The 24,887-nt window shown below is 36.9% G+C and carries 20 protein-coding genes, 1 tRNA gene and 1 other annotated feature; of the genes, 9 read left to right on the forward strand and 12 right to left on the reverse strand.

What is annotated here, in order from left to right:
* The first annotated feature begins 21 nt into the window (after nt 1-21).
* Nucleotides 22-705: a deoxynucleoside kinase gene (locus KI338_RS14155; RefSeq protein ID WP_212921666.1), complete on the forward strand. Its 684-nt coding sequence runs from the start codon at nt 22-24 to the stop codon at nt 703-705.
* A gap of 871 nt (nt 706-1,576) precedes the next feature.
* Here KI338_RS14155 and KI338_RS14160 read toward each other — a convergent pair.
* The 4 genes from KI338_RS14160 to guaB form a co-directional block, all read right to left on the reverse strand.
* Nucleotides 1,577-1,669 (reverse strand) — tRNA-Ser (locus KI338_RS14160).
* Between the two features lie 129 nt (nt 1,670-1,798).
* Entirely contained in the window at nt 1,799-3,073 is a 1,275-nt protein-coding gene (gene serS / locus KI338_RS14165) for a serine--tRNA ligase (RefSeq protein ID WP_212921667.1), read from the reverse strand.
* A gap of 53 nt (nt 3,074-3,126) precedes the next feature.
* Nucleotides 3,127-3,343 (reverse strand) — a binding site (T-box leader).
* 72 nt (nt 3,344-3,415) lie between these two features.
* Complete coding sequence (locus KI338_RS14170) at nt 3,416-4,750, reverse strand: D-alanyl-D-alanine carboxypeptidase family protein (protein WP_244853633.1); 1,335 nt, start codon at nt 4,748-4,750, stop codon at nt 3,416-3,418.
* Nucleotides 4,751-4,882: 132 nt separating this feature from the next.
* Nucleotides 4,883-6,358 carry an IMP dehydrogenase gene (guaB, locus tag KI338_RS14175; RefSeq protein WP_212921668.1) on the reverse strand — a complete coding sequence of 492 codons (1,476 nt, stop codon included), beginning with the start codon at nt 6,356-6,358 and terminating at the stop codon, nt 4,883-4,885.
* Nucleotides 6,359-6,544: 186 nt separating this feature from the next.
* Between guaB and KI338_RS14180 the strand changes: the two genes are divergently transcribed.
* Nucleotides 6,545-7,492 (forward strand): YaaC family protein, encoded by a 948-nt coding sequence (locus KI338_RS14180; protein ID WP_212921669.1) that lies wholly within the window; start codon nt 6,545-6,547, stop codon nt 7,490-7,492.
* 86 nt (nt 7,493-7,578) lie between these two features.
* Here KI338_RS14180 and KI338_RS14185 read toward each other — a convergent pair whose 3' ends face one another.
* The 8 genes from KI338_RS14185 to dnaA all read right to left on the reverse strand — a co-directional run bounded on the left by KI338_RS14185 (nt 7,579) and on the right by dnaA (nt 18,227).
* On the reverse strand, nt 7,579-8,673 hold the full coding sequence (locus KI338_RS14185; protein ID WP_212921670.1) for an HD-GYP domain-containing protein: 1,095 nt from the start codon (nt 8,671-8,673) through the stop codon (nt 7,579-7,581).
* A gap of 462 nt (nt 8,674-9,135) precedes the next feature.
* On the reverse strand, nt 9,136-11,643 hold the full coding sequence (gene gyrA, locus KI338_RS14190; protein ID WP_212921671.1) for a DNA gyrase subunit A: 2,508 nt from the start codon (nt 11,641-11,643) through the stop codon (nt 9,136-9,138).
* A 95-nt stretch (nt 11,644-11,738) separates the two neighbouring features.
* Nucleotides 11,739-13,658: a DNA topoisomerase (ATP-hydrolyzing) subunit B gene (gene gyrB, locus KI338_RS14195; RefSeq protein WP_373306350.1), complete on the reverse strand. Its 1,920-nt coding sequence runs from the start codon at nt 13,656-13,658 to the stop codon at nt 11,739-11,741.
* 34 nt (nt 13,659-13,692) lie between these two features.
* Nucleotides 13,693-13,965: an extracellular matrix regulator RemB gene (gene remB, locus KI338_RS14200; protein WP_212921673.1), complete on the reverse strand. Its 273-nt coding sequence runs from the start codon at nt 13,963-13,965 to the stop codon at nt 13,693-13,695.
* Nucleotides 13,966-14,008: 43 nt separating this feature from the next.
* Nucleotides 14,009-15,121, reverse strand: a complete 1,113-nt coding sequence (recF, locus tag KI338_RS14205) for a DNA replication/repair protein RecF (RefSeq protein WP_212921674.1) — start codon at nt 15,119-15,121, stop codon at nt 14,009-14,011.
* A 21-nt stretch (nt 15,122-15,142) separates the two neighbouring features.
* Entirely contained in the window at nt 15,143-15,364 is a 222-nt protein-coding gene (gene yaaA, locus KI338_RS14210) for a S4 domain-containing protein YaaA (RefSeq protein WP_212921845.1), read from the reverse strand.
* A 196-nt stretch (nt 15,365-15,560) separates the two neighbouring features.
* Complete coding sequence (dnaN, locus tag KI338_RS14215) at nt 15,561-16,697, reverse strand: DNA polymerase III subunit beta (protein ID WP_212921675.1); 1,137 nt, start codon at nt 16,695-16,697, stop codon at nt 15,561-15,563.
* 186 nt (nt 16,698-16,883) lie between these two features.
* Complete coding sequence (gene dnaA, locus KI338_RS14220; protein ID WP_212921676.1) at nt 16,884-18,227, reverse strand: chromosomal replication initiator protein DnaA; 1,344 nt, start codon at nt 18,225-18,227, stop codon at nt 16,884-16,886.
* 616 nt (nt 18,228-18,843) lie between these two features.
* Here dnaA and rpmH point away from each other — a divergent pair.
* The 7 genes from rpmH to mnmG all read left to right on the forward strand — a co-directional run bounded on the left by rpmH (nt 18,844) and on the right by mnmG (nt 24,875).
* A complete protein-coding gene (gene rpmH / locus KI338_RS14225) occupies nt 18,844-18,978 on the forward strand; it encodes a 50S ribosomal protein L34 (RefSeq protein ID WP_010094630.1) in 135 nt (44 codons plus the stop codon).
* 157 nt (nt 18,979-19,135) lie between these two features.
* On the forward strand, nt 19,136-19,477 hold the full coding sequence (gene rnpA, locus KI338_RS14230) for a ribonuclease P protein component (protein ID WP_212921677.1): 342 nt from the start codon (nt 19,136-19,138) through the stop codon (nt 19,475-19,477).
* Nucleotides 19,478-19,613: 136 nt separating this feature from the next.
* A complete protein-coding gene (gene spoIIIJ / locus KI338_RS14235) occupies nt 19,614-20,360 on the forward strand; it encodes a YidC family membrane integrase SpoIIIJ (RefSeq protein ID WP_373306351.1) in 747 nt (248 codons plus the stop codon).
* Nucleotides 20,357-20,974 (forward strand): RNA-binding cell elongation regulator Jag/EloR, encoded by a 618-nt coding sequence (jag, locus tag KI338_RS14240; protein WP_212921679.1) that lies wholly within the window; start codon nt 20,357-20,359, stop codon nt 20,972-20,974. Before spoIIIJ ends, jag begins: the two co-directional genes overlap by 4 nt.
* A 124-nt stretch (nt 20,975-21,098) precedes the next feature.
* Nucleotides 21,099-21,317: a YozQ family protein gene (locus tag KI338_RS14245; RefSeq protein WP_212921680.1), complete on the forward strand. Its 219-nt coding sequence runs from the start codon at nt 21,099-21,101 to the stop codon at nt 21,315-21,317.
* 268 nt (nt 21,318-21,585) lie between these two features.
* Nucleotides 21,586-22,965: a tRNA uridine-5-carboxymethylaminomethyl(34) synthesis GTPase MnmE gene (mnmE, locus tag KI338_RS14250; protein WP_212921681.1), complete on the forward strand. Its 1,380-nt coding sequence runs from the start codon at nt 21,586-21,588 to the stop codon at nt 22,963-22,965.
* Between the two features lie 23 nt (nt 22,966-22,988).
* On the forward strand, nt 22,989-24,875 hold the full coding sequence (gene mnmG, locus KI338_RS14255; RefSeq protein WP_212921682.1) for a tRNA uridine-5-carboxymethylaminomethyl(34) synthesis enzyme MnmG: 1,887 nt from the start codon (nt 22,989-22,991) through the stop codon (nt 24,873-24,875).
* Nucleotides 24,876-24,887: the final 12 nt, after the last annotated feature.

A 24,887-nucleotide genomic window follows, 5' to 3' on the forward strand; every position in this document is an offset into this window, starting at 1 on the left:
AACTCTTAAAGGAGATTAAGGATGAATTTACGAGAAAAATATAATATTCCTAATGATGCTGTTATCACAATTGCTGGTACTGTTGGGGTTGGTAAATCAACCATGACGAAAGCATTAGCAGATGCTTTAAATTTTAAGACTTCCTTTGAAAAGGTGGATACAAACCCATATCTTGAAAAATTCTATGCAGATTTTGAGCGCTGGAGCTTTCATTTGCAAATTTACTTCCTTGCAGAGCGATTCAAAGAACAGAAGAGAATTTTCGAATATGGTGGCGGATTTATTCAAGACCGCTCTATTTATGAAGATACCGGTATTTTTGCAAAGATGCATTATGAAAAAGGCACCATGTCACCTACCGATTATGAAACCTATACAAGTTTATTCGAATCGATGGTCATGACACCTTATTTTCCACATCCTGATTTATTAATTTACTTAGAGGGTTCATTTGAAGAAGTACTCAAACGGATTCAAGAACGTGGCCGTGAAATGGAGAAAAGCACACCAATTTCCTATTGGGAAGAAATGTTTAAACGCTACGAAAACTGGATTAATAACTTTAATGCATGCCCTATCCTAAGAATTAACATCTCCGATTATGATCTTATGGACGAGGAAACATCCATCGAACCGATCTTACAAAAAATTGGACACTTCATTCAGCAGTCCAGACGCTGGGAAACGAGAGAATTAATAAAATAAGAGAAAGATGATATATCATTTTGGTATATCATCTTTTTATTTTAGCTCTATTTAAAGGTGAATATTGATAATTGATACATGATGAAAAGCTTTATACGAAAAAGATTCACAGTTCACTATTTATGATTGAATATCATTATGCTCTAGACTTATTTCAAACTGAGCATCCTAGCCAAAATGATGCTTAGAACACCACTATGTTTCATTTCACTTCGTATTCCAATCCAAAATGACGTTAAGAACTCGCCTAAGTTTCATTTCATTCCGTATTCCAATCCAAAATGACGCCTAGAACACCTCTACACTTTATTTCATTCCGCATTCCAATCCAAAATGATGCCTAGAACACCTCTACACTTCATTTCATTCTGTAATTCCATTCAAAATGACGTTTAGGGCACCTCTATGCTTCATTTCATTCTACATTCCAATCCAAAATGACGTTTAGAACACCTCTATGCTTCATTTCATTCTGCAATTCCATTCAAAATGACGTTTAGACCACCTCTATGCTTCATTTCACTCCACATTCCAATCCAAAATGACGCCTAGAACACCTCTATGCTTCATTTCATTTCCACATTCCATTTCAAAATGACGTTTACAGCACCTCTATGCTTCATTCCACTCCACATTCCAATCCAAAATGACGTTTAGACCACCTCTATGCTTCATTTCACTCTGCAATCCAATCCAAAATGACGCCTAGAGCACCTCTATGCTTCATTTCATTCTGCAATCCAATCCAAAATGACGCTTATAACTATAATTCAATTTACAGCCCTAAAAATCTCCATAAATCTAATTCCAAATAAAAAAACCGCTACTAAAGTAACGGTCTTTCATATCTCCAATATTTATGCGCTTTTAATGGAGGAGGTAGAGGGATTCGAACCCCCGCGCGGTTTGACCCGCCTGTCGGTTTTCAAGACCGATCCCTTCAGCCAGACTTGGGTATACCTCCATCACAACAAATAATAATATACAGGAATTAAATTTCATTGTCAATGAGATTTGCCCACTTTTTTCGCCAAATAAAAATAAAAAATTGTTTCGATAATTTTTAAAATAGAGAGGGGAAAACCCCCCTCTATTATTGAATGACTTCTTTACCACCCATATAAGGAATTAATACTTCTGGTACCTTGACACTTCCGTCTTCCTGTTGGTAATTTTCTAGAATTGCTGCCACTGTACGACCAATTGCTAATCCTGATCCATTTAGGGTATGAACAAATTCAGGCTTACCATTTGCTTCTCTTCTAAAGCGAATACCAGCACGTCTTGCTTGGAAGGCTTCAAAATTAGAGCAAGAGGAAATTTCACGGTACGTGTTTTGACTAGGAATCCAAACCTCAATATCATACTTTTTAGCTGCTGTGAAGCCTAAATCACCTGTGCACATGCTCATGACACGATATGGTAATTTTAATAGCTGTAATACCTTCTCTGCATGTCCTGTTAGCTCTTCCAACACTTGGTAAGAGTCCTCAGGCTTAACAAATTGTACAAGCTCTACTTTATTAAATTGATGCTGTCTAATTAACCCACGAGTGTCACGTCCAGCAGAACCAGCCTCTGAACGGAAGCTACCGCTAAATGCTACATATTTAGTTGGGAGATCTTCAGCATTTAGAATCTCATCGCGATGGTAGTTCGTTACCGGTACTTCTGCTGTCGGAACCATAAAGTAGTCCCAATCCTCTAATTTGAATGCATCCTCTTCAAACTTTGGTAGCTGTCCTGTTCCAGTCATGCTAGTACGATTAACTATCGTTGGTGGTAGCATCTCGACATAACCATGCTCTTCGGAATGAAGATCCATCATAAAGCTCCATAGTGCACGTTCTAGTCTTGCTCCAAGGCCTTTATAGAACACAAATCTGCTACCTGTTACCTTTCCAGCTCTTTCAAAATCAAGAATATCTAAATTAGTGGCAATATCCCAGTGTGCCTGAGCATCAAAGCTAAAGCTAGGAACCTCTCCCCATTTCCTTGCTTCGATATTATCCTCTTCATCCTCACCAACTGGAACGCTTTCGTGTGGAATGTTAGGAATAGATAGCATGACTGTTTCTAACGTAGCTTCAATATCTCGTAACTCATCATCATATTCCTTAATCTTGTCACCAACCTCACGCATTTCCTTAATAGCCGCATCAGCATCCTTCTTTTCCTTCTTCAGCTGGGAAATTTGTTTGGTTACTTCATTTCGCTGAGCCTTTAAAGCTTCTGTCTTCGTAATTAACTCCCTGCGTCTTTCATCCAGTTCACCGAATCGATCAAGCTCTGATAAATCTTCACCACGATGAGTTAATTTCGCTTTAACCTCTGCAAAATTATTACGTAAATACTTCATGTCTAACATGATCATTTCCTCCTTTAAATTATTACAAAATAACAAAAAAACCCTCATCCCAAAATAGGGACGAGAGTTTATATTCCCGCGTTGCCACCCTTGTTGAAGAGAAATCTCTTCCGGCTCTATTCGTGTTAACGGTACGAATCCGGGTTTACTTACTATGGTTCGGTAAACCAGTTCAAGGATGGATTCATAGTATACCTACATCGATTTTCACCAACCATCGACTCTCTTTTGGTAAGCAACACTATTACTATTTCCTATCATAACTTTTATTTCATTTTGATTAAGATATATCATAGCTAATTTTTTGCTAAGATGCAAGTTTTCATACGAAAATTTTAATAATTAGGAGAACCAACCTTTTACTGTGTCCACGATGCTTGAGAAGATTCCACTAAAGAAATCACCGATTGCACCCAGTGTAAGCATAAACCAGTTTGATTTCTCCACTGACTCATCTGCAACTAAATCTACTGATAAATGATCACTATTAAAGATATAACCGTAATCACTATCACCAGTGTACACGAGTTCAGCAGTACCAATTTTCTCACCTTTTTTAACTGGTGCCACGACTTGTCCATCTTTATTTAGCTTATCTTTATTTATTTTATATTCAACTTTATAGAGCTCTTCATCCCCATTATTAATCGGTAAGGAGAATCCCTCTTTAAGTGAAATATTTACTGTTTTTTCCTTGCCCTTCGCTACTGGAAGTGTCTCTTGCTTTTTCAATTGGTAACCAGCAGGGAAAAGCTCCTTATTTGTAAATTGACCAAAGCCATAATCCATTAGCTTTGCAGTTTGTTCAAAACGAGCTGCTTTACTATCTGTACGCATAACAACAGAGATTAAACGTGTTCCATTGCGTTCAGCAGTTCCTGTAAATGTATAGCCAGCTAAACCTGTATAGCCTGTCTTCAATCCATCCATGCCTTCATAATAAAATTGTTTGAGATAGGTTGCCTTATGCGGAAGCATCCAGTTTAAATTCTCTACTTTATAGCCTTCAAAATCATCCTCAATTCTACTTGAAATATCAAGTGCATGTGGAAAATCGTTAATTAAATTGTAGGCTAGAAGCGCAAGTGATCTTGCTGATAAAAGATCTGTTCCATTCGGATCTGTACCTTCTGGATGGTTTTCACCAAGGGAGCTATTATCTAGTCCCGTGGAATTTACAAATTTATAATCTGGAAGGCCCATTTCTTCAGCCTTCTTATTCATGCGCTTAACAAATTCTCCCTCAGAACCGGAAACTAATTCAGCAAGTGCGATCGTTGTCCCATTATCAGAGAAAATAGCCATCGCTTCATATAGTTCTTTTACGCTATAGTTTTTGTCCTGCGTTAATCCGATTCCGGAAAACTCTGGATTAGCAGAAATGCTATACGCATAATCACTAATTTGGGTTGTGGTTTCCCAAGTAATTTCCCCATTTTCAATTGCTTCCAACACAAGGTATTCTGACATCATCTTTGTCATACTTGCTGGTGGAAGGGCGATATCAGGGTCTTTCGCATATAAGACCTTCCCCGTTTTTGCATCAACTAAAATGGCTGACTCAGCATCTAATTCTAATTCAGCTGCTTGTGTAAGTATTGGTTGTCTAATTAACGATGCTGTTGTGACTAGTACAACAAGTAACGCCATAAATAATTTTGAATAGATCTGTTTCACCTTTTTTAAACCTCCACCCCTGTATTTACATTCATTATGTCTGTTTTTAGAACACCTTTAGTATTTTATCATAGATTAGTATAAAAAAATAGACGGGCAAATTGCCCATCCTTATAGAATTATTTGGTAAATTTAGCTTTCTATGGAGTAGTTCGGTGCTTCTTTCGTTATTTGTACGTCATGTGGATGACTTTCTCTTAATCCAGCATTTGTAATACGGATAAATTGTGCTTCTGTACGTAGTGCCTCAATTGTCGGTGCTCCGCAATACCCCATTCCTGAGCGTAAGCCTCCAATTAATTGATGAACCGTATCTGCTAATGGTCCCTTATAGGCAACTCTTCCTTCAATTCCTTCAGGTACTAGCTTCTTCGTATCCTCAGCATCTTGGAAATAGCGATCCTTTGATCCAGCTTTCATTGCTGCTACAGATCCCATTCCCCGATATACCTTGTAACGTCTTCCTTGGAAAATCTCTGTTTCGCCTGGGCTTTCCGATACCCCAGCAAAAAGACTTCCTAGCATAACAGCATGTGCTCCTGCAGCAATTGCCTTCGTAATATCTCCAGAATACTTAATACCACCATCAGCGATTACTGGTACACCATATTCCTTCGCAGCAATTGCACAATCATAAATGGCTGTTATTTGCGGTACACCAACTCCAGCGACAACACGGGTTGTACAAATCGACCCTGGACCAATTCCGACCTTAACAATGGTTGCTCCAGCTTCGATTAATGCCTTTGTAGCCTCAGCGGTAGCTACATTCCCAGCTATAATATCTAGTTCTGGATATGCAGCTCGTACCTTTTTAACCTGCTCTATTACACCCTGTGAATGACCATGTGCTGTATCAATGACAATTACGTCTACACCAGCAGTTACTAATGCTTCTATTCGTTTCATCGAATCTCCTGTCACACCAACAGCTGCGCCAACAAGTAGACGTCCTTGTGCATCCTTTGCTGCATTTGGAAATTCAATCACCTTTTCAATATCTTTTATCGTAATTAAGCCTTTTAAAACACCTTTTTCATTTACTAAAGGTAGCTTTTCAATTTTATACTTTTGTAAGATTTTCTCTGCTTCTTCCAGTGTCGTTCCAACTGGTGCTGTTACAAGATCTTCACTTGTCATCACATCTGCAATAGCAATCGAATAATCCTGGATAAAGCGTAAATCCCGATTCGTAATAATTCCTACTAGCTTTTTCTCATCCTCATTGTTCACAATAGGAACACCAGAAATGCGATATTTTCCCATTAAATGCTCTGCAGCAAATACTTGATGCTCTGGTGTTAAAAAGAATGGATTGGTAATTACGCCACTTTCTGAGCGTTTTACCCGATCAACCTGCTCTGCCTGTTCTTCAATGGACATATTTTTATGAATAATACCTAGGCCACCCTGTCTTGCCATAGCAATAGCCATTGTCGCTTCTGTCACAGTATCCATTCCAGCACTTATTATAGGCGCATTCAGCTTTAAATTCGGACTTAAAATAGTGCTAACACTTACTTCACGAGGTAAAACTTCTGACTTCGCTGGTAATAGTAATACATCATCAAAGGTTAACCCTTCTTTTGCAAACTTATCTGTTCTCATTTTATATCCTCCTTTATTGTGATCGTAGGTAACAGTTACAGAATAATTCTTTTCTAGATGGAAAAGCTATAAGTCATATCTATTGTTTTCTACAATACGCCAACCTATTAAGTATTTCAATAAGGGATAATTGAAAAAATGAAGTTGTTATTTTCTAATTTTTCGGTAAAAGAGAAGGGTTATTTTATGTTCGTTAACGATGATATTGCTTCCATCTATACTTATTTGCAATCACAGCAGACAGCACAAAATTATTTGTATCAATGCTATCAAAAAATCAATCCAATGGATGCAGAAAAAAAAAGCTATGAGAATTGTAATGTATTTATGTATTGCCTCGATCATGGATTAAGATATTATGCGGCTGGTGAAAAATTAGATCCGGTCCTACAGCCTGTCATGTTTTTTTATGGGATGACACATTTATTAAAAGCTTTGCTACTAACGAAACGACCAAATTACCCAGAGTCAACGACTGTTTTAGCACATGGTGTATCAGCAAGAAAGCGAAAGAAAAAGAATTATAGCTTTCTGGAGGATGAAGTTAAAATCCAACATAATGGCTTATTTCCCTATTTTTCTGAGCACCTTTTTCAGATTAAAAAAATTCCCTTTGAAAAAGTATCAATGAAGTCACTTCTTAGCCTAATTCCTGAGCTTACCCAATATTTTCATTTTGAGAAGATCATTAATCTAACGAAAATAGGTACAACAGAGAGTGCCATATTACGGTTACCCAAAAATATATGTGATGCCTATCATCTAACAGAGAATGCACTGATTACTAAATTAGCTAAATACTTGCCTACCATTATTCATACAAAATTCACCCCGGAACAAATCATTATTGAGCTGAAAGAACCGTTAACAGGACGATCAGGACCATTTCAAATTGGTATGGATAACGCTATCTTCCTACCAACAGACCGTAACCTTTTCTTTCCAATATCCGAAGTAATGGTTCATTATTTAATTTTATATAATCTCAGTATGCTATCCCGTTATGAAGCAGAATGGTGGGGAGAACTACTTACCACCAAACCGGATATTGATTTTCCTTTTATAACCGGCTTTTTAACGATTACCCAAAGAAAAATACCTTCTATCATTGGTACACATTTACTAAAAGGATGATATGTAAAGTTATGGTTAGAAGGTATATAGAAAAAGAGTCCAATTCCTTGCTGCTATACAGCATCCTTACAAGGAATTAAACCCTATTACAAAATTTCACTGATAAACAATGAAAGACTATTGCTTAATGTAATAATTTCATCATTCTCCAGTCTTACAATTGGCCTTGTAGGGTTATTTTGTTCAATAAAGACAATTTCCCCCACCTGGTTATTCGATAATAAAACCTTCGTGCCAATGGAAAAGTTAGCTATTGCATCAACGAATACTTGTACAACCCTAGGATCAATTTTACTAAACTGCTCCTTTTGAAGCTCTTCGATAACTTTGAAAGGAGACTGCTTTTTTCGATAGCTACGTTCACACGTCATCGCATGATAAATATCACTAACAGCTATAATTCTAGCATATCGGTGAATTTTTTCATTGGAAAGACCTAGTGGGTATCCGCTTCCATCCATGCGCTCATGATGCTGTAATACAGCTAGTTTAACGGAATATGGGATCGATGCAATATGTTCAACCATTCGATACGAAAAGGTTGGATGATTTCTAATTTCCAGTTTTTCCTCATCTGTTAGCTGCCCTTCTTTGTAAAAAGCAAAGTCCCCCAGTTTAGCCATTCCTACATCACTTAGTAATCCCGCTAACCCAATTTGGTACCATTCGCCTTTTGAATAGCCCATTTTTTTACCTAAATAGGCACTTAAAATAGAGACGGATACACTATGATGGTAAAAATAATCCTGTTTATTTGCAAAGTGATGAAGTGTATACACTGCAGATGCAATGTCTTCCATACGATCAATTAATGGCAGGATTAAATTTCGAACAGCAAAATTATTTATCGGTAAATTACGCTTCCAAGAATCAAATAGTTTTTTATACTCTTCCACCACATATAAATAATGGTCCTTGAACGGTAGTATCGAAACTAACGTATTGGCTTCTATTTCTTTTTCTTCTAATGGTTCACTTTCTATTCTTTCTTCTGGCTTATACATGCTACCATTTTCCAATCGCTCTGAAACCTCTACCTGATCTACTAGAAATTTATCAAGGATGAAAATATGTTCTTCGGTTAACACTGTCTTATGTGGGATAATTGGTCGATTTGTCTTCCCTATAACATCACGTAAAAGGATACAGCCTGGTACTAATTGTGATGGTGATACACGCATTTTCTACCCCTCCGTTTAAGAAATAGCAGCTGAGACATAAAAACGATTAACTAAAGAAGCGAATAATCTTCTGTTAGCGGATGAAAAATAGGTAGACTCCTTGATAAAAACTTTTTCTCTCGAAAGTGAAATCGCTATCAATGTAGTCCTTGATTTTCGGTAGAACAGGTATCAGTAAAACCGCGAAGTGAAGCCTTGCTTCTACCGAGTAAGCAATAAGTTGCGAGGTGTAAAACTTCCCTGAAGTAATTTGCAGCACGACAAGCATACAGCACGAGGAGGCTCACCAATCGTCCAGCGGTAAAGCAGACACGACGATGATCCTCTCGAGCAGATATTGCCCCTATACTGGAAGTAAAAGCATAGTATTTTTCCAGAGTGGGTTTTGCTCCAAGTTAATTGTTCGGATTATTGATTAGTACTACCCCGTTTGTTCCAGCCATTTTATTATTTCTCAATACTCTATTCGATTTCTTCTGTATCCGTTTCAACGGATTCATAAGCAATCTCTTCTACATCAGCAGATTCTTCTTCATCCTTTTCACGCTCAATTTTTGCAACAGTCGCCACTTCTTCATCATCTTGAAGACGAATTAAGCGAACACCACGAGTATTTCTACCAGTTTGCGAAATACCTTCTACAGGAATTCGAATTAGTACACCGGCTGCTGTAATTAGCATGATATCTTCTTCTCCAGTTACTGCTTTAACGGCTACAATATGACCTGTCTCTTCTGAGAGCTTGGCTGTAAATATTCCCTTACCTCCACGATTCGTAATTCGATATTGATCCTCTGGTGAGCGTTTTCCAATACCTTTATTCGTTACATGAAGGATTTGTAAGCCTTCCTCGAGAATTTCCATAGAAACTACTTCATCATCGCCACGTAAGGAAATACCACGAACACCCGCAGCAGTTCTCCCCATCAATCTAACCTGCTCTTCAGGGAAACGAATCAAATAGCCATTCTTTGTTGCAATCATAATATCTTTTGTACCGTCTGTTAATCGTACAGAAATTAGTTCATCATCATCACGTAATCCAAGTGCGATTAATCCACCTTTACGAATGTTAGCGAATTGAGAAAGGGAAGTACGTTTAGAAATTCCTCTTCTTGTTGTAAAGAAGAAATTCCAATCCTCTCTAAACTCGTTAACAGAAATTACTGCATTAATCCACTCTTCTTTTTCAATTTGTAATAGATTAATGATTGGAAGACCTTTCGCCGTACGGCTATATTCTGGTATTTCATAGCCCTTCACCTTGTAAACTTTTCCTTTGTTCGTAAAGAATAAAATCGTATCGTGAGTAGAGGTCGAAACGAGATGTTCTACAAAGTCATCCTCATGTGTACCCATTCCCTGAATTCCACGTCCACCACGCTTTTGTACACGGTATGTTGATGAAGGTAGTCGTTTAATATAGCCCTTATGTGTAAGCGAAATGATAATATTCTCTTCTGGGATTAAATCCTCATCTTCAAATAAATCGGCTCCACCAATCGTTATTTCAGTTCTTCTTTCATCTCCGTATTTTTCTTTAATCTCTGTTAGTTCTTCACGGATGATTTCTAGAACCTTTTCTTCATCAGCTAGAATAGCTTTTAATTCTTCAATTAGCTGTAAAAGCTCATTGTATTCATTTTCAATCTTCTCACGTTCTAATCCAGTTAAGCGCTGTAGTCTCATGTCCAAAATAGCCTGTGCCTGCTTTTCTGATAAATTAAAGCGCGTCATTAGACCGTCACGGGCAATATCTGCCGTTTTCGAATTACGGATTAGTGAAATAACCTCGTCCAAATGATCAAGGGCAATTCGTAATCCCTCTAAAATATGAGCACGGGCTTCTGCTTTTCTTAATTCAAAGGCTGTGCGTCGCTTAATAATCACCTTTTGGTGATCTAAGTAATGAATTAGACATTCTTTTATATTTAATACCCTTGGTACGCCATCAACTAGTGCTAAGGTATTAACTCCGAATGTTGTTTGTAATGCTGTATATTTATAAAGGTTATTCAATAGGACATTCGCATTAACATCACGGCGTAATTCCATGACAATTCGCATACCATTACGATCTGATTCATCTCGTAAATCAGTTATACCCTCAATCCGCTTATCACGAACTAGCTCAGCAATTTTTTCTATTAGCTTTGCTTTATTGACCTGATAAGGAAGCTCTGTCACAAGTATGGTAGACTTTCCATTGGCATGCTCTTCAATTTCAACCTTTGCACGAATGGTAATGGATCCTTTACCAGTTTCATATGCTCTGCGAATACCGCTTCGACCTAGAATAATTCCAGCTGTAGGAAAATCTGGTCCAGGTAAATAATCTTCCATAATCTCATCAATTGTAATATCTGGATCCTTACTTACTGCAAGAACAGCATCAATTGTTTCTCCAAGATTATGTGGTGGAATATTCGTAGCCATCCCAACAGCAATCCCTGAAGCTCCATTTACGAGTAAATTCGGAAAGCGAGATGGAAATACAACTGGTTCGCGTTCTGAACCATCATAGTTATCCTGGTAATCGATCGTGTCCTTATTAATATCACGTAGAAGCTCCATTGAAAGTTTTGACATTCTCGCCTCTGTATAACGCATCGCTGCTGCTGAATCACCATCTACAGAACCGAAGTTACCATGTCCATCAACTAAAGGATTTCGATAACTGAAATCCTGTGCCATACGTACCATCGCCTCGTAAACCGCTGAATCACCGTGTGGGTGATATTTACCAATTACTTCTCCAACGATACGAGCTGACTTTTTGTAGGCTTTATCCGAATGCATACCAAGGTCATTCATTGCATATAATATTCTTCGATGTACAGGCTTCATCCCATCTCTTACATCTGGTAACGCACGAGAGACAATTACACTCATTGCATAGTCAAGGAAGGATGTACGTACTTCCTGACTGATATTTATTTCTTGTACACTTTGACGTTCCTGATCCGCCATAGATATAAAACCTCCTGATCATGTCGTTACCATCAAAGACGAAGATAACGACATCTAAGAAAAACAAGTTTGTATTTCTGCTATTCGTTTATTTGTTAAATATCTAAATTCTTTACATATTGGGCATTTTCTTCAATAAATAGTCGACGTGGCTCTACTTTATCACCCATTAGCATATCGAATACATGATCTGCATCGATTGCATCAGTAAGCTCAACTTGAAGTAATGTCCGATTACTAGGGTCCATTGTTGTTTCCCAAAGCTGTTCAGCATTCATTTCTCCAAGACCTTTGTAACGCTGTAGGCCTGGCTTTGGAGCTTGTGGTAAACTTGCTAATATTTTTTCAAGCTCTTTATCATCATACGCATAATAGATTGCTTTCCCCTGCTGCACCTTATAAAGCGGTGGTTGTGCAATATAAACATAGCCATGCTCGATTAATGGACGCATAAATCGATAGAAGAAGGTTAAAAGTAATGTCCGAATATGGGCTCCATCCACATCAGCATCTGTCATAATAACAATTTTATGGTATCTTGCTTTTGTAATGTCGAAATCATCACCAATACCTGCTCCTAGTGCAGTTATCATAGAACGCACTTCATTATTGGATAAAATTCGATCGAGTCGGGCTTTTTCCACGTTTAAAATCTTACCACGCAATGGTAAGATTGCTTGGAAATGACGATCCCTACCTTGCTTCGCTGATCCACCCGCTGAGTCACCCTCTACGATATAAAGTTCACTAATTTCAGCATCCTTGGAAGAGCAATCAGCTAATTTCCCTGGTAGATTAGAAATTTCAAGTGCACTTTTTCTTCTTGTTAGGTCACGTGCTTTTTTTGCTGCTGCACGTGCACGTGATGCCATCATCCCTTTTTCTACAATCGTTTTACCGATAGAAGGGTTTTCAAGTAGAAATTTCAAGAATAATTCACTAAAAATGGAATCTGTTATCGCACGAACTTCACTATTTCCTAGCTTTGTTTTCGTTTGTCCCTCAAATTGTGGGTTTGGATGTTTGACAGAGACAATTGCGGTAATTCCCTCTCGAACATCATCACCAGTTAAATTGGCTTCATTTTCTTTCATTAACCCATTCTTACGTGCATAATCATTGATGACACGAGTTAATCCTGTCTTAAACCCAGACTCATGTGTTCCACCTTCATACGTATGGATATTATTAGCAAACGAATAAATATTGTAATTAAATCCATCGTTATATTGAATGGCAACCTCCACAGAGATTCCTTGATCTTGTCCTTCAGCATAGAAAGGCTCGTGTAAGACTTCTTTATTGCGGTTAATATATTCCACATACTCACTTATTCCACCTTCGTAGTGGAACGATTGAGGTTCTTCATTCGTACGCTTATCCTCAATACTAATGCGAATTCCTTTATTTAAAAATGCTAGTTCACGAACACGCTGTACTAACGTATCTAAATCAAATGTTGTGGTTTCTGTAAAAATCTCTGGGTCTGGCTTAAAGTGGATGGTTGTACCAGTACGATCTGTCTCACCAATTACCTCTAGTTCCTTAACGGGTACACCTCGTTCAAACCCTATAAAATGCACCTTGCCATCAAGGTGAACATAGACCTCTAGATTCGTTGATAGTGCGTTAACGACAGAAGCTCCAACACCGTGCAATCCACCAGAAACCTTATAGCCTCCGCCACCAAATTTACCACCAGCATGTAGTACAGTCATAATAACTTCAACTGCTGGTTTACCGGTCTTTTTCTGAATACCAACAGGTATCCCACGACCATTATCCTTAACGGTAATACTATTATCTTCCTCGACAATTATTTCAATATGATCACAATATCCTGCTAATGCTTCATCAATACTATTGTCTACGATTTCCCAAACTAAGTGATGGAGACCCTTTTCACTTGTTGAACCAATATACATACCAGGTCTTTTGCGAACTGCTTCTAAGCCCTCAAGAACTTGTATCTGATCGGCATTATATTCTTGTTCTACTTTTACATTTTCTTCCATTGCCATTATTCCACCTACAATCTACCTAAAGTATTTACTCAAACAAATCGCTCGAATAATCTTCAAGTTTACTTATTGTTGAAATCATGCTTGCGCGTTTTTTTAATGTAGCAACTGATAGTGTGCTCACATATAATTGGTTATCTGTTATTACAACTGATTTTGCATCCTCCCGAGGTCCTATTATTCCTGTAGAATTTTTCATCATCTCCTCCATAATGGTAGAGGATGAAACAATATGATAGTCAATGATGGAAACAATATCCTTTGACCGTATGACGTTACCATTTCCAATATGAATAAACAAAATATCTCCCCACATTCCAAAAGACTCGGGTCAGCTTCATCTATTAAAGGAAAACAGTCCCATTAGTAACACGGAAAATTTCTGCCTTTTTTAAAGTTTCATGATGAATACCATCTACACTAGTTGTTGATACAAAGGTTTGAACCTTTCCTTGAATTGTATTTAACAAATGAGACTGTCTGTAATCATCTAACTCACTCAAGACATCATCCAAAAGTAAAATTGGATATTCGCCTACTTCATTGAAGATAAGGTCAATTTCAGCAAGCTTAATAGATAAGGCTGTTGTTCGTTGCTGGCCCTGAGACCCATAGGTTTGTACATCCTTACCGTTAACATAAAAAAGAATGTCATCTCGATGTGGTCCAATTAAGGTAGTGCCACGTTCCATTTCTTTATCTTGTATTTGCTTAAATTTTTCCAAAAAGCTACTTTCTATTTTTTCCTTACTAGCACCTTCTAATACTTCTATCGTTGGTGAGTATACGATTTCAAGGTCTTCTAGCTCATGGCTTATACCATGATGAATTGGTTTTGCCCATTTCCGTAATAACTCTAGAAAAACAAACCGCCGCTCTAAAATGGTGCTTGCATGTTCAACTAACTGCTCTGTTAGAATATGCAGCATAACAAGGTTTTTATTTTGCTCTCGTTGCATTTGCTTTAATAAATGATTACGCTGCTTTAGTATTTTTTGGAACTGTCCGAGGTGATAAATATAGCGTGGTTGTATTTGACCAAGTTCCATATCGATAAATCTTCTCCGGATCTGCGGTGGACCCTTTACTAATGTCAAATCCTCAGGGGCAAACATGACAACATTTAATACACCAATATAATCACTTAATTTTCGCTGTTCTAAATGATTTAACCTAGCTTTTTTTCCTTTGTTAGATATTACTATTTCAAGCGGTATAGAGGTTGCACGCTTTTTAATCCTACCTTCTATTTTAGCATAATCCTCATCCCAGCGGATTAATTCTTTTTCCTTGGAGGTTCGATGTGACTTCGTAAACGCTAGTAAATAGATTGCTTCCATGAGGTTTGTTTTTCCTTGCGCATTCTCTCCAATGATGACATTTACTTTATCATCAAACGGAATATCTAGTTTTTGGTAGTTACGATAATTCGTTAATTTTAATTCTTCAATATGCATTTTTTATTCCTCATTTAGGAATTAATCCTTTTTGGTTACCAAGAAAGAGCCAGCTCCTTCAATTTCAACAATATCTCCTGGGTACAGCTTTCTTCCGCGTCGTTGCTCTAATTCACCGTTCACTAACGCACCTTGCTCTTGTAAAAATGCCTTTACCATTCCACCAGATTCCAAAATATTAGCTAGCTTTAAAAATTGACCTAATGGAATATAGTCCGTACTTATTTCGATTGATGTATGCAATGTTATCACCATTTTTCCATCGTTTATTTTAAATAATTCCATATAACCATTTTACTAAAGTTTTTGCTTAAAGGGAAGGTATGACCCTCGAAATACACTTAAAACGTTTCTATGTGTCTAAAAATGCGTTTTATAGGTATAAAAAAAGACTTTTATTACTTAGACAGCAGATAAAAGTCTTTTTTAAAATTAGATTTTAATATGTTCTTACTGGAAGAATTAATTGTAGCATCGCTGGATTGTCCACAGGGCGGATAACGAATGGACGCATAGCACCTGTAAAGTCAATTTTTACTTCATCCACTTCCATTACCTTTAGTGCATCTAGCATATACTTTGAACTAAAGGATATTTTTAATTCTTCTCCTTCAATAGATTGAACTGATAATTCCTCCGATACATGGCCAATTTCAGGAGAATTACTAGTTATTTCTAATATATTTCCATCCTTTGTGGTTAATTTCACAACGTTATTACGTTCTTCTCTTGCAAGTAGGGAAGCACGATCAATACTACTAATTAAATCTCTTGTTTTTACATGAAGTACTGTTTTACTTTGTTCTGGTATTAATCTTGACGTTTCAGGATAGTTACCATCCAAAATACGCGATAAGAAATTTAAGTGCTTTGTACGGAATAAAATTTGATTATTGGTAACACTAATTTCAACTGTTTCTTCCGTATCATCAAGAATTTTATTTAATTCATTTAAGCTTTTTCCAGGAACAACTATGCTCGAAAATTGAACACTAGATGAGCTTACTGGAACTTCCCTAGAAGCTAGTCGGTGACTATCTGTCGCGGTGAATGTTAATTTACTTTCAGATAAAGATAGATTAACCCCAGTCAAGATTGGTCTAGTTTCCATGGAAGAGACAGCAAATACAGTTTGTTTAATTAAGCTTTTCAGAATATCAGTAGGGATCTCAAAGCTATCATCGGTTTGTAATTTCGGTAGCTGTGGATATTCTTCTGCATCCTGTCCATTTAAACTAAATTCTGCTTTTCCAGAACGAATGGTCACTTTTAAGTTCTCATCTGCAGTAATCTCAACATGTTGCTCAGGTAGCTTACGTACAATATCAGGAAAATATTTCGCTTGCAGTACAATACTACCTTCCTCAATATCCTCTACATTTACGATTCCATCTTCTTCTGCTGGAATATACGATTCGATGGAAATATCAGAATCACTACCTGTTAACGTAATACCGTGTTGTCTTGCTTCTATTTTCATACCAGTTAATATCGGAATAGCTGTTCTTGATGAGATTGCTTTCATGACATCTTGGACACTATCGATTAATAAATCACGTTGAATAGTAAATTTCATTGAAAAAATCCTCCCAAAGGATGTTCTATTTATTTATTATTTTTTATAAAAAATATAGTAATAATAGTAATAGGGCCTGTGAATATGTGGATAACCCCCTTCAGAGTAAATGGAACCTAGTTATCCACATGTGAATAAAGTGTTTATAAAGGTGTATTCGTTATCCACATTGTTAACATACAGTTATTAGGATAGCGATTTTAATTGTTGCTTAAGTTCATCTATTTCTTTTGCTAAAATGGTATCATTTTCTACCATCTTGGTGATTTTTTCATGCGCATGGATAACGGTTGTGTGATCTCTTCCACCAAATTCTTCCCCAATCTTTGGTAACGATAAATCTGTTAATTCTCGAGATAAGTACATTGCAATCTGGCGTGGAAATGCTATCGACTTTGTGCGTTTCTTTGCAAAAAAGTCTTCTGTCTTCACATTATATTTCTCACCAACAACTTCAATAATTGCAGGAATAGTAATGATTTTAGGTCTGCTATTCGGAATAATATCCTTCAAAGCATCAGCTGCTAATCCAGCATCAATATCTTGATTTACTAGTGAAGAATATGCAACGACGCGGATTAAAGCGCCCTCTAGTTCACGAATATTGGTATCGATTTGATTGGCAATGTAATGCATAACTTCTATTGGTATATCTAGTCCTTCTGCTTTTGCTTTTTTTGTTAGAATCGCAATTCTAGTTTCTAAGTCGGGAGGGGTTATATCTGTTATTAATCCCCACTCGAAGCGGGAACGTAGACGATCCTCCAATGTTGGTATTTCTTTAGGTGGTCGATCACTAGAAATGATAATTTGTTTATTTTCTTCGTGTAAGGCATTAAAGGTATGGAAAAATTCCTCCTGGGTAGATTCCTTACCAGCAATAAACTGAATATCATCTATTAGTAAAACATCAACATTTCGATATTTATTTCGGAAATTAATTGCCTTATTATCCATAATGGCATTAATGAATTCATTCGTGAATTTTTCAGAAGATAGATAAACCACATTTGCATTTTTATTATGCTCTAATACATAATGGCCAATTGCATGCATTAAGTGAGTTTTGCCTAACCCAACTCCTCCATAGATGAATAGGGGGTTATAGGCTTTTGCCGGTGCTTCAGCTACTGCCAGTGATGCAGCATGGGCGAAACGATTGCCTGATCCAATAACGAATGTATCAAATGTATATTTAGGGTTTAACATCGTTTTTCCATCATGAGCTTCATTGTCCTGATGAATTGGTTTTGGTTGAGGCTTTATTTCTTCCTCTATAGCGGTATCTTGAACAATAAGCTTTATTACTAATTTTGCACCAGTCACCTCTAATAAGATGTTGGAAATTAATTGGGAATACTGCTCTTCTAACCAATCTCTAGCAAATTCATTTGGGGCAGAGACGGTTAATGTACTGCCTTCTAATGATTCTGCTTTTGTATCCTTTAACCATGTATCAAAGCTTGGTTTACTAATTTTTTCTTCTATTTTTTCTAAAGCTACCTTCCATAGGTCATGAATATTTTCCAAATCATTCCCCCCTTTCAATGAACGATAATAGATTTTCCATTTTTAGAATAAAAAACCTCTCTCTATCTTTTTATTGCATATTTTTCGTGTGCATGCATAAAGATGGAAAGGTAAGGATTCTATTATATTTAATTTAACTATGCAAAAATAGTTAACAATGAATGTGGATAATAAAAGCTATGAAATTAAAACATTTAATAGAGTTATTCGCAGATTAAATAAAACTGTGGATAAGGTTACAGACAGCACTGTGAATAAATGTCCACAGGATATCCACAAATTGTGAATAAGTATAATAGGGAATTTGGTTATTGACATGTTAAAACACATTAATGATAACAAAAAAAAGCAGACTCTGCAATGACTTTTCGACACTTATCCACATATTCCACCTATTGTAGACAAAAATTATTCACACCACTATATTTTGTGCTTAACCTGTCGACAAATGCTGTGGATAATCAAAAATCTTGAAAAAGGTATGAACATAGCGTGTGGATAAACGAGGGTCGAATTGGAAGTTGACGATAGTCCATTTTTTCTGTATAATTACAAAGACTGTCTAAGGTTTAGATTGTTTTGGAGAAATTAGATCCCTCGGGGAGGTGCAGTATAAATGAAAAGAACGTTTCAACCAAATAACCGTAAACGTAAAAAAGTACATGGCTTTCGTGCGCGTATGAGTACTAAAAATGGTCGTAAAGTTTTAGCTCGTCGTCGTCGTAAAGGAAGAAAAGTATTGTCTGCATAGGCCACTGAAAATGTCAGTGGTCTTTTTTCGCAGTTAAAATCGAAGAATCAGGTTATAAATAGAATAATACGAAAAGCAGTGGTACAGAATGGTAAAAGGTCCTGCTGCTTTTTTATTACATAGGATGACATTTGCAACTTAGCATTAGGTGATGAACATGAAAAAGGAATTTCGAGTGAAGGATAATAGAGATTTTCAAGTAATTTTTAAAAAGGGTAAGTCTTTTGCCAATCGTCAACTAGTTCTTTATTATATGAAGAAGCCTGATCAGGAACATTTTAGAATTGGTTTATCCGTTGGGAAAAAAATAGGAAATGCAGTAACAAGAAATCGAATTAAACGATATTTACGACAGGCATTTCATGAGCTGGAGTCCGATATTTTAGCAAACTATGATTTTGTCATTATTGCCCGACAGCCAACAAAAAACATGCAATTTTTTGAAGTGAAAAAGAGCCTAATGCATTTATTGTCGAAGGAAAAGCTATTAAAAAAATAAAGTAACTAGAGATTTAAATAGAATCTATTTATGCTTTATTGTAAAATATGTGATACATAGTATTTTTATCGAATTGAAAGCGATTTTTTTGTTTTAGACTAGTTAGGAGGAGCAGAATTTGCGTAAGAAGTTATTAATGATAGCGATGTTAATTGGTTTAATAGTATTCCTATCTGGGTGTAGCCAGATTAATGAACCAATTACTCCGGAAAGTGAAGGAATTTGGAATTCATATTTTGTCTATCCATTATCATGGTTGATACAGTATTTTGCTAATTTATTTAATGAGAATTATGGACTAGCGATTATCCTAGTAACGGTAATTATCCGTACAGCATTACTTCCATTAAATATAAAGCAATTAAAGAGTACAAAAGCAATGCAGGATATCCAACCGGAATTAAAAGAGCTACAGCAAAAATATAGCTCAAAGGATGCGAATACACAGCAGAAATTACAGCAAGAAACAATGGCGTTATTCCAAAAGCATGGGGTAAATCCGTTGGCAGGATGTTTACCAATCTTTGTGCAAATGCCAATTCTACTTGCAATTTATCACGCAATCATGCGTACAGAGGAAATTGGCCACCATACATTTTTATGGTTCCCATTAGATGAGAAGGATTTAATTCTTCCATTTATAGCTGGTATAACAACATTTTTACAGCAAAAGTTAATGATGGCAGGAAGCGCTGGGGCTAATAATCCACAAATGACGGTAATGCTTTATATGATGCCGATCATGATTACAGTATTTGCGTTTATGTTCCCATCAGCTCTAGCACTTTATTGGATTATCGGTAATCTATTTATGATTGCACAAACCATTTTCATTCGTAAGCCTATGATGAGGGATACGAATACTGGGGGAGACAAAAAGTGAGAGAAATAACTGCTACCGGGCAAACAGTTGATGAAGCGGTCCAATCAGCTTTAGAGCAGTTAAATACAACAAGGGACCAGGTTGATATTACGATTATTGATGAAGGTAAAAAAGGAATTCTTGGTGTGTTTGGAGCAAAACGCGCGATTGTAAAAGTGGTGCTTGCGAAGAATCCAATTCAAGAGGCAGAGAAATTTATCCTTGATGTTGTAAGTAAAATGGGTGTTGATTCTGAAATATCAACCTCAATAGATGGGAATCATGTAACATTTGATTTACGTGGTGAAAAAATTGCTCTCTTAATTGGCAAACGTGGACAGACCTTGAATGCACTGCAATATTTAGTTCATCTGGTCGTGAATAAAGAAGGAAATCAATACTATACAGTTACTTTAGATGCAGAAGGCTATCGTGAGCGACGTAAAGAGACCTTGGAAGTACTCGCAGTACGGATGGCTGATAAAGCGAAGCGCATTAACAAAAAGGTCGCATTAGAACCAATGCCTGCATTTGAACGTAAAATTATTCACAGTAAGCTTCAAGAATTGGAAGATATATCTACTTATTCTGATGGAGTAGAGCCACATCGACATATTGTTATTAAGCCTTCATAAAATGATGGAAAAAACCTCTGGAGATCCAGGGGTTTTTTTGTATGGTTTTACACATTGGTTCCATACTAATAAGAAGTGTAATATCTTAGTTGATTTAACATAATGGTTACGAAAGGAAGATAAAATGTCTAAGAATAAAAAGGATATACAACAATCAAATGAGGTTGCTGAGAAGTATTATGATGCTTCTGGCTATCAAAGCAGTAATCAAACGGAAAAAGGCTTAGCCATTACCCATGAGCAGGCAACCGATGCATATACAGAAGGAACTGTTGATGGGAAAATCGATATGTTAGATGAACAAGGTGAATTGAAGGAATATAGAGGTAAGGATTTGGAGTGAGTTAAATATATAGCTCAATACGTAGGAAGAAGAGTCTTAACTAATTTAGGACTCTTTTTTTGTGCATAACTAATTATTTTTCCTTTAGCAAACTTATCCACATGTTAATAAGTGCACACATGAAAAATATAAATATTATTTGTGGATAAGTTTATTTTTGATTAGGAATGTGTTATTCTATTAAGTTAGTGACGTAAAAATATGTTGCTACTAAGAATTAGTAATAAATGTATGTTAAATAGATAAAAAAGTAGTGGAGGTGAAGAAAATGTTTGAGACTGATACAATTGCTGCAATTTCTACGCCAATAGGTGAAGGAGCGATTTCGATTGTTCGATTGAGCGGCTCCGAGGCTGTAGATATAATAACCAACATCTTTCAAGGTAAAGATTTAAAAGAAGTGGAATCCCATACGATTCATTATGGGAAGATTATCGATCCGGAAACAAATGAAGTAGCTGAAGAAGTGATGGTTACAATCATGCGTGCGCCAAAAACATTTACTCGAGAAGATGTAGTGGAAATCAATTGTCATGGTGGACTTGTTTCCGTAAATCGTGTGTTGGAAATAGCTTTACATGAAGGTGCTCGATTGGCAGAGCCAGGTGAATTTACGAAACGTGCTTTCTTAAATGGCAGAATCGACTTATCACAGGCAGAGGCCGTCATGGATTTGATTCGTGCAAAAACAGATAAGGCAATGAATATCGCGTTAAAACAGATGGATGGACGCCTGTCCTCTCTAATTAAAAAGTATCGTCAGTCATTACTTGAGACGGTTGCTCATGTAGAAGTAAATATTGACTATCCAGAATATGATGATGTGGAAGAAATGTCACATGAGATGATGCGGAAAAAGACAAGAGAGGTCCATGCAGAAATCGAAGAGTTATTAAGTGTGGCAAAACAAGGGAAGATTTTAAGAGAAGGAATTGCAACGGCAATTATCGGCCGACCAAACGTTGGAAAGTCCTCCCTTTTAAATGCCTTAGTCCAAGAGAATAAAGCAATTGTTACGGACATTCCTGGTACAACACGAGATATTATTGAGGAATATGTTAATGTACGTGGTATTCCTTTACGATTGGTGGATACTGCGGGAATTCGGGAAACGGAAGATATTGTTGAACGTATTGGTGTTGAAAGATCTAGACAAGCCTTAAAAGAAGCGGATTTAATTTTGTTTGTCTTGAATAATAATGAAAAGCTAACGGAAGAGGATATTCGATTATTTGAAGCAGTAAGAGGACTAGAATTTATTGTCATTATTAATAAAACAGATTTAGAACAGAAATTAGATATGGAACAGGTACTGGAATTAGTAGGGGATAAGAAAATTGTCTCGACCTCCCTATTAAATGAAGAGGGTATTAATGAATTAGAGGCAGCTATTGCCGACTCCTTCTTCTCTGGTGATATAGATTCTGGCGACCTAACGTATGTTTCAAACGTTCGACATATTCAACTTCTTAAGCAGGCGAAGAAAGCCTTAGAAGACGCCATGGATTCCTTGGAGATGGGAATGCCACTTGATATTGTTCAAATTGATGTTACTAGAACGTGGGAATTTCTAGGAGAGATTATTGGTGATACAGCTAGTGATAGTTTAATTGACCAGTTATTCTCACAGTTTTGTTTAGGGAAATAATAATAAGGAAAGGAAGAAAAGTTATGGTATATGATGCAGGGCATTACGATACGATTGTCATCGGAGCTGGTCATGCAGGTGTAGAGGCAGGTCTTGCTGCTGCAAGAATGGGTGCTAAAACACTAATGCTGACCCTAAACCTAGATATGATCGCATTTATGCCATGTAATCCATCTATTGGTGGTCCTGCAAAAGGGATCGTTGTCCGAGAAATTGACGCCTTAGGTGGAGAAATGGCAAAAACAATTGATAAAGCCTATATTCAAATGCGTATGCTAAACACAGGTAAAGGCCCTGCTGTTCAAGCACTCCGGGCCCAAGCTGACAAACCGGTTTATATAAAGGAAATGAAACAGATCTTGGAGAGTCAAGATAATCTTACGCTTCGTCAAGGAATGGTAGATCGTCTTATTATTGAAGATGGTATATGTAAAGGTGTTATCACGGAAACTGGAGCAGCATACCACTCAGAAACAGTGATTATTACAACAGGGACCTTTATGCGCGGTAAAGTGCTTATGGGAGACTTGGAATATGAAAGTGGACCAAACAACCAACGACCATCCATTAAGCTTTCTGAAAACCTAGAAGAGCTAGGAATTGAGCTCGTTCGTTTTAAAACTGGGACACCACCACGTGTTAATAGTAAAACAATTGATTATTCCAAGACGGAAATTCAACCGGGTGATGATAAGCCACAAGGCTTCTCCTATGAAACAACGGAATATATTTTGGACCAAATTCCTTGTTGGTTAACGTATACAAATGAATTTACTCACCAAATTATTAACGATAATTTAGGACTTTCTGCTATGTATTCTGGTGCAAAGCGTGGAACAGGTCCACGTTATTGTCCATCTATTGAGGATAAGATTGTTCGTTTCCATGATAAACCTCGTCATCAAATATTCTTGGAGCCAGAAGGTAGAGATACAGAAGAAGTTTATGTTCAAGGTTTATCCACTTCTTTACCAGAGTCCGTACAACATGAAATTATTCATTCTGTACCAGGGTTAGAAAATGCTGAAATGATGCGCCCAGGATATGCAATTGAGTATGATGCAATTGTACCGACTCAACTTTGGCCAACACTTGAGCTTAAACAAATCCCAGGATTATTTACTGCTGGTCAAATTAATGGTACATCAGGCTATGAAGAAGCAGCAGCACAAGGGATTATGGCAGGTATTAACGCAGCGGCTAAAGTACTAGGGAAAGACCCGGTTATTTTAGATCGTTCACAAGCCTATATTGGTGTATTAATTGACGATTTAGTTACGAAGGGAACAAAAGAACCTTATCGGTTATTAACTTCACGTGCAGAATATCGTTTATTATTACGTCATGATAATGCAGATCTTCGTTTAACCGAAATTGGCTATCAATTAGGGTTAATTTCAGAAGAACGTTATCAACAATTTGAAACGAAGAAACAAATGGTTCAAGATGAGAAGGATCGTTTACGTACGATTACAATCAAACCAACACCAGATGTTCAAGAAATGCTAAATAAGGCAAATGCTACACCATTAAAAGAAGCGATAAAAGCATATGACCTATTAAAGCGACCAGAATTAACGTATGAATTAATCTCTGAAGTAATTGACTCAGCTGAAGCTTTACCAGCAGACGTTAAGGAGCAAGTCGAGATTCAAATTAAGTATGAGGGCTATATTAAAAAAGCAAATGAACAGGTTGATCGTATGAAAAAAATGGAGGACAAAAAAATCCCAGATGATATTGATTACGATGCTATCGGTGGCATTGCAACAGAGGCAAAGGAAAAGCTTAAAACAGTAAGACCGCTATCTGTTGGGCAGGCTTCTAGAATATCTGGCGTTAATCCTGCAGATATCTCTATATTGCTTGTTTATATTGAACACGGTAAAATTGCTAAGATAGCAAACTAAAGAGGGGGAAAC

The sequence above is a fragment of the Ornithinibacillus bavariensis genome, from assembly GCF_018333235.1.
GTDB classification, from domain to species: domain Bacteria; phylum Bacillota; class Bacilli; order Bacillales; family Amphibacillaceae; genus Ornithinibacillus; species Ornithinibacillus bavariensis.

Bases quoted from the DNA above. Each gene is read 5' to 3' on its own strand.
- KI338_RS14155 (WP_212921666.1), top strand. From the start codon at position 22: ATGAATTTACGAGAAAAATATAATATTCCTAATGATGCTGTTATCACA.
- serS (WP_212921667.1), bottom strand. From the start codon at position 3,073: ATGTTAGACATGAAGTATTTACGTAATAATTTTGCAGAGGTTAAAGCG.
- guaB (WP_212921668.1), bottom strand. From the start codon at position 6,358: ATGAGAACAGATAAGTTTGCAAAAGAAGGGTTAACCTTTGATGATGTA.
- KI338_RS14180 (WP_212921669.1), top strand. From the start codon at position 6,545: ATGTTCGTTAACGATGATATTGCTTCCATCTATACTTATTTGCAATCA.
- KI338_RS14185 (WP_212921670.1), bottom strand. From the start codon at position 8,673: ATGCGTGTATCACCATCACAATTAGTACCAGGCTGTATCCTTTTACGT.
- gyrA (WP_212921671.1), bottom strand. From the start codon at position 11,643: ATGGCGGATCAGGAACGTCAAAGTGTACAAGAAATAAATATCAGTCAG.
- gyrB (WP_373306350.1), bottom strand. From the start codon at position 13,658: ATGGAAGAAAATGTAAAAGTAGAACAAGAATATAATGCCGATCAGATA.
- recF (WP_212921674.1), bottom strand. From the start codon at position 15,121: ATGCATATTGAAGAATTAAAATTAACGAATTATCGTAACTACCAAAAA.
- dnaN (WP_212921675.1), bottom strand. From the start codon at position 16,697: ATGAAATTTACTATTCAACGTGATTTATTAATCGATAGTGTCCAAGAT.
- rpmH (WP_010094630.1), top strand. From the start codon at position 18,844: ATGAAAAGAACGTTTCAACCAAATAACCGTAAACGTAAAAAAGTACAT.
- rnpA (WP_212921677.1), top strand. From the start codon at position 19,136: ATGAAAAAGGAATTTCGAGTGAAGGATAATAGAGATTTTCAAGTAATT.
- spoIIIJ (WP_373306351.1), top strand. From the start codon at position 19,614: ATGATAGCGATGTTAATTGGTTTAATAGTATTCCTATCTGGGTGTAGC.
- KI338_RS14245 (WP_212921680.1), top strand. From the start codon at position 21,099: ATGTCTAAGAATAAAAAGGATATACAACAATCAAATGAGGTTGCTGAG.
- mnmE (WP_212921681.1), top strand. From the start codon at position 21,586: ATGTTTGAGACTGATACAATTGCTGCAATTTCTACGCCAATAGGTGAA.
- mnmG (WP_212921682.1), top strand. From the start codon at position 22,989: ATGGTATATGATGCAGGGCATTACGATACGATTGTCATCGGAGCTGGT.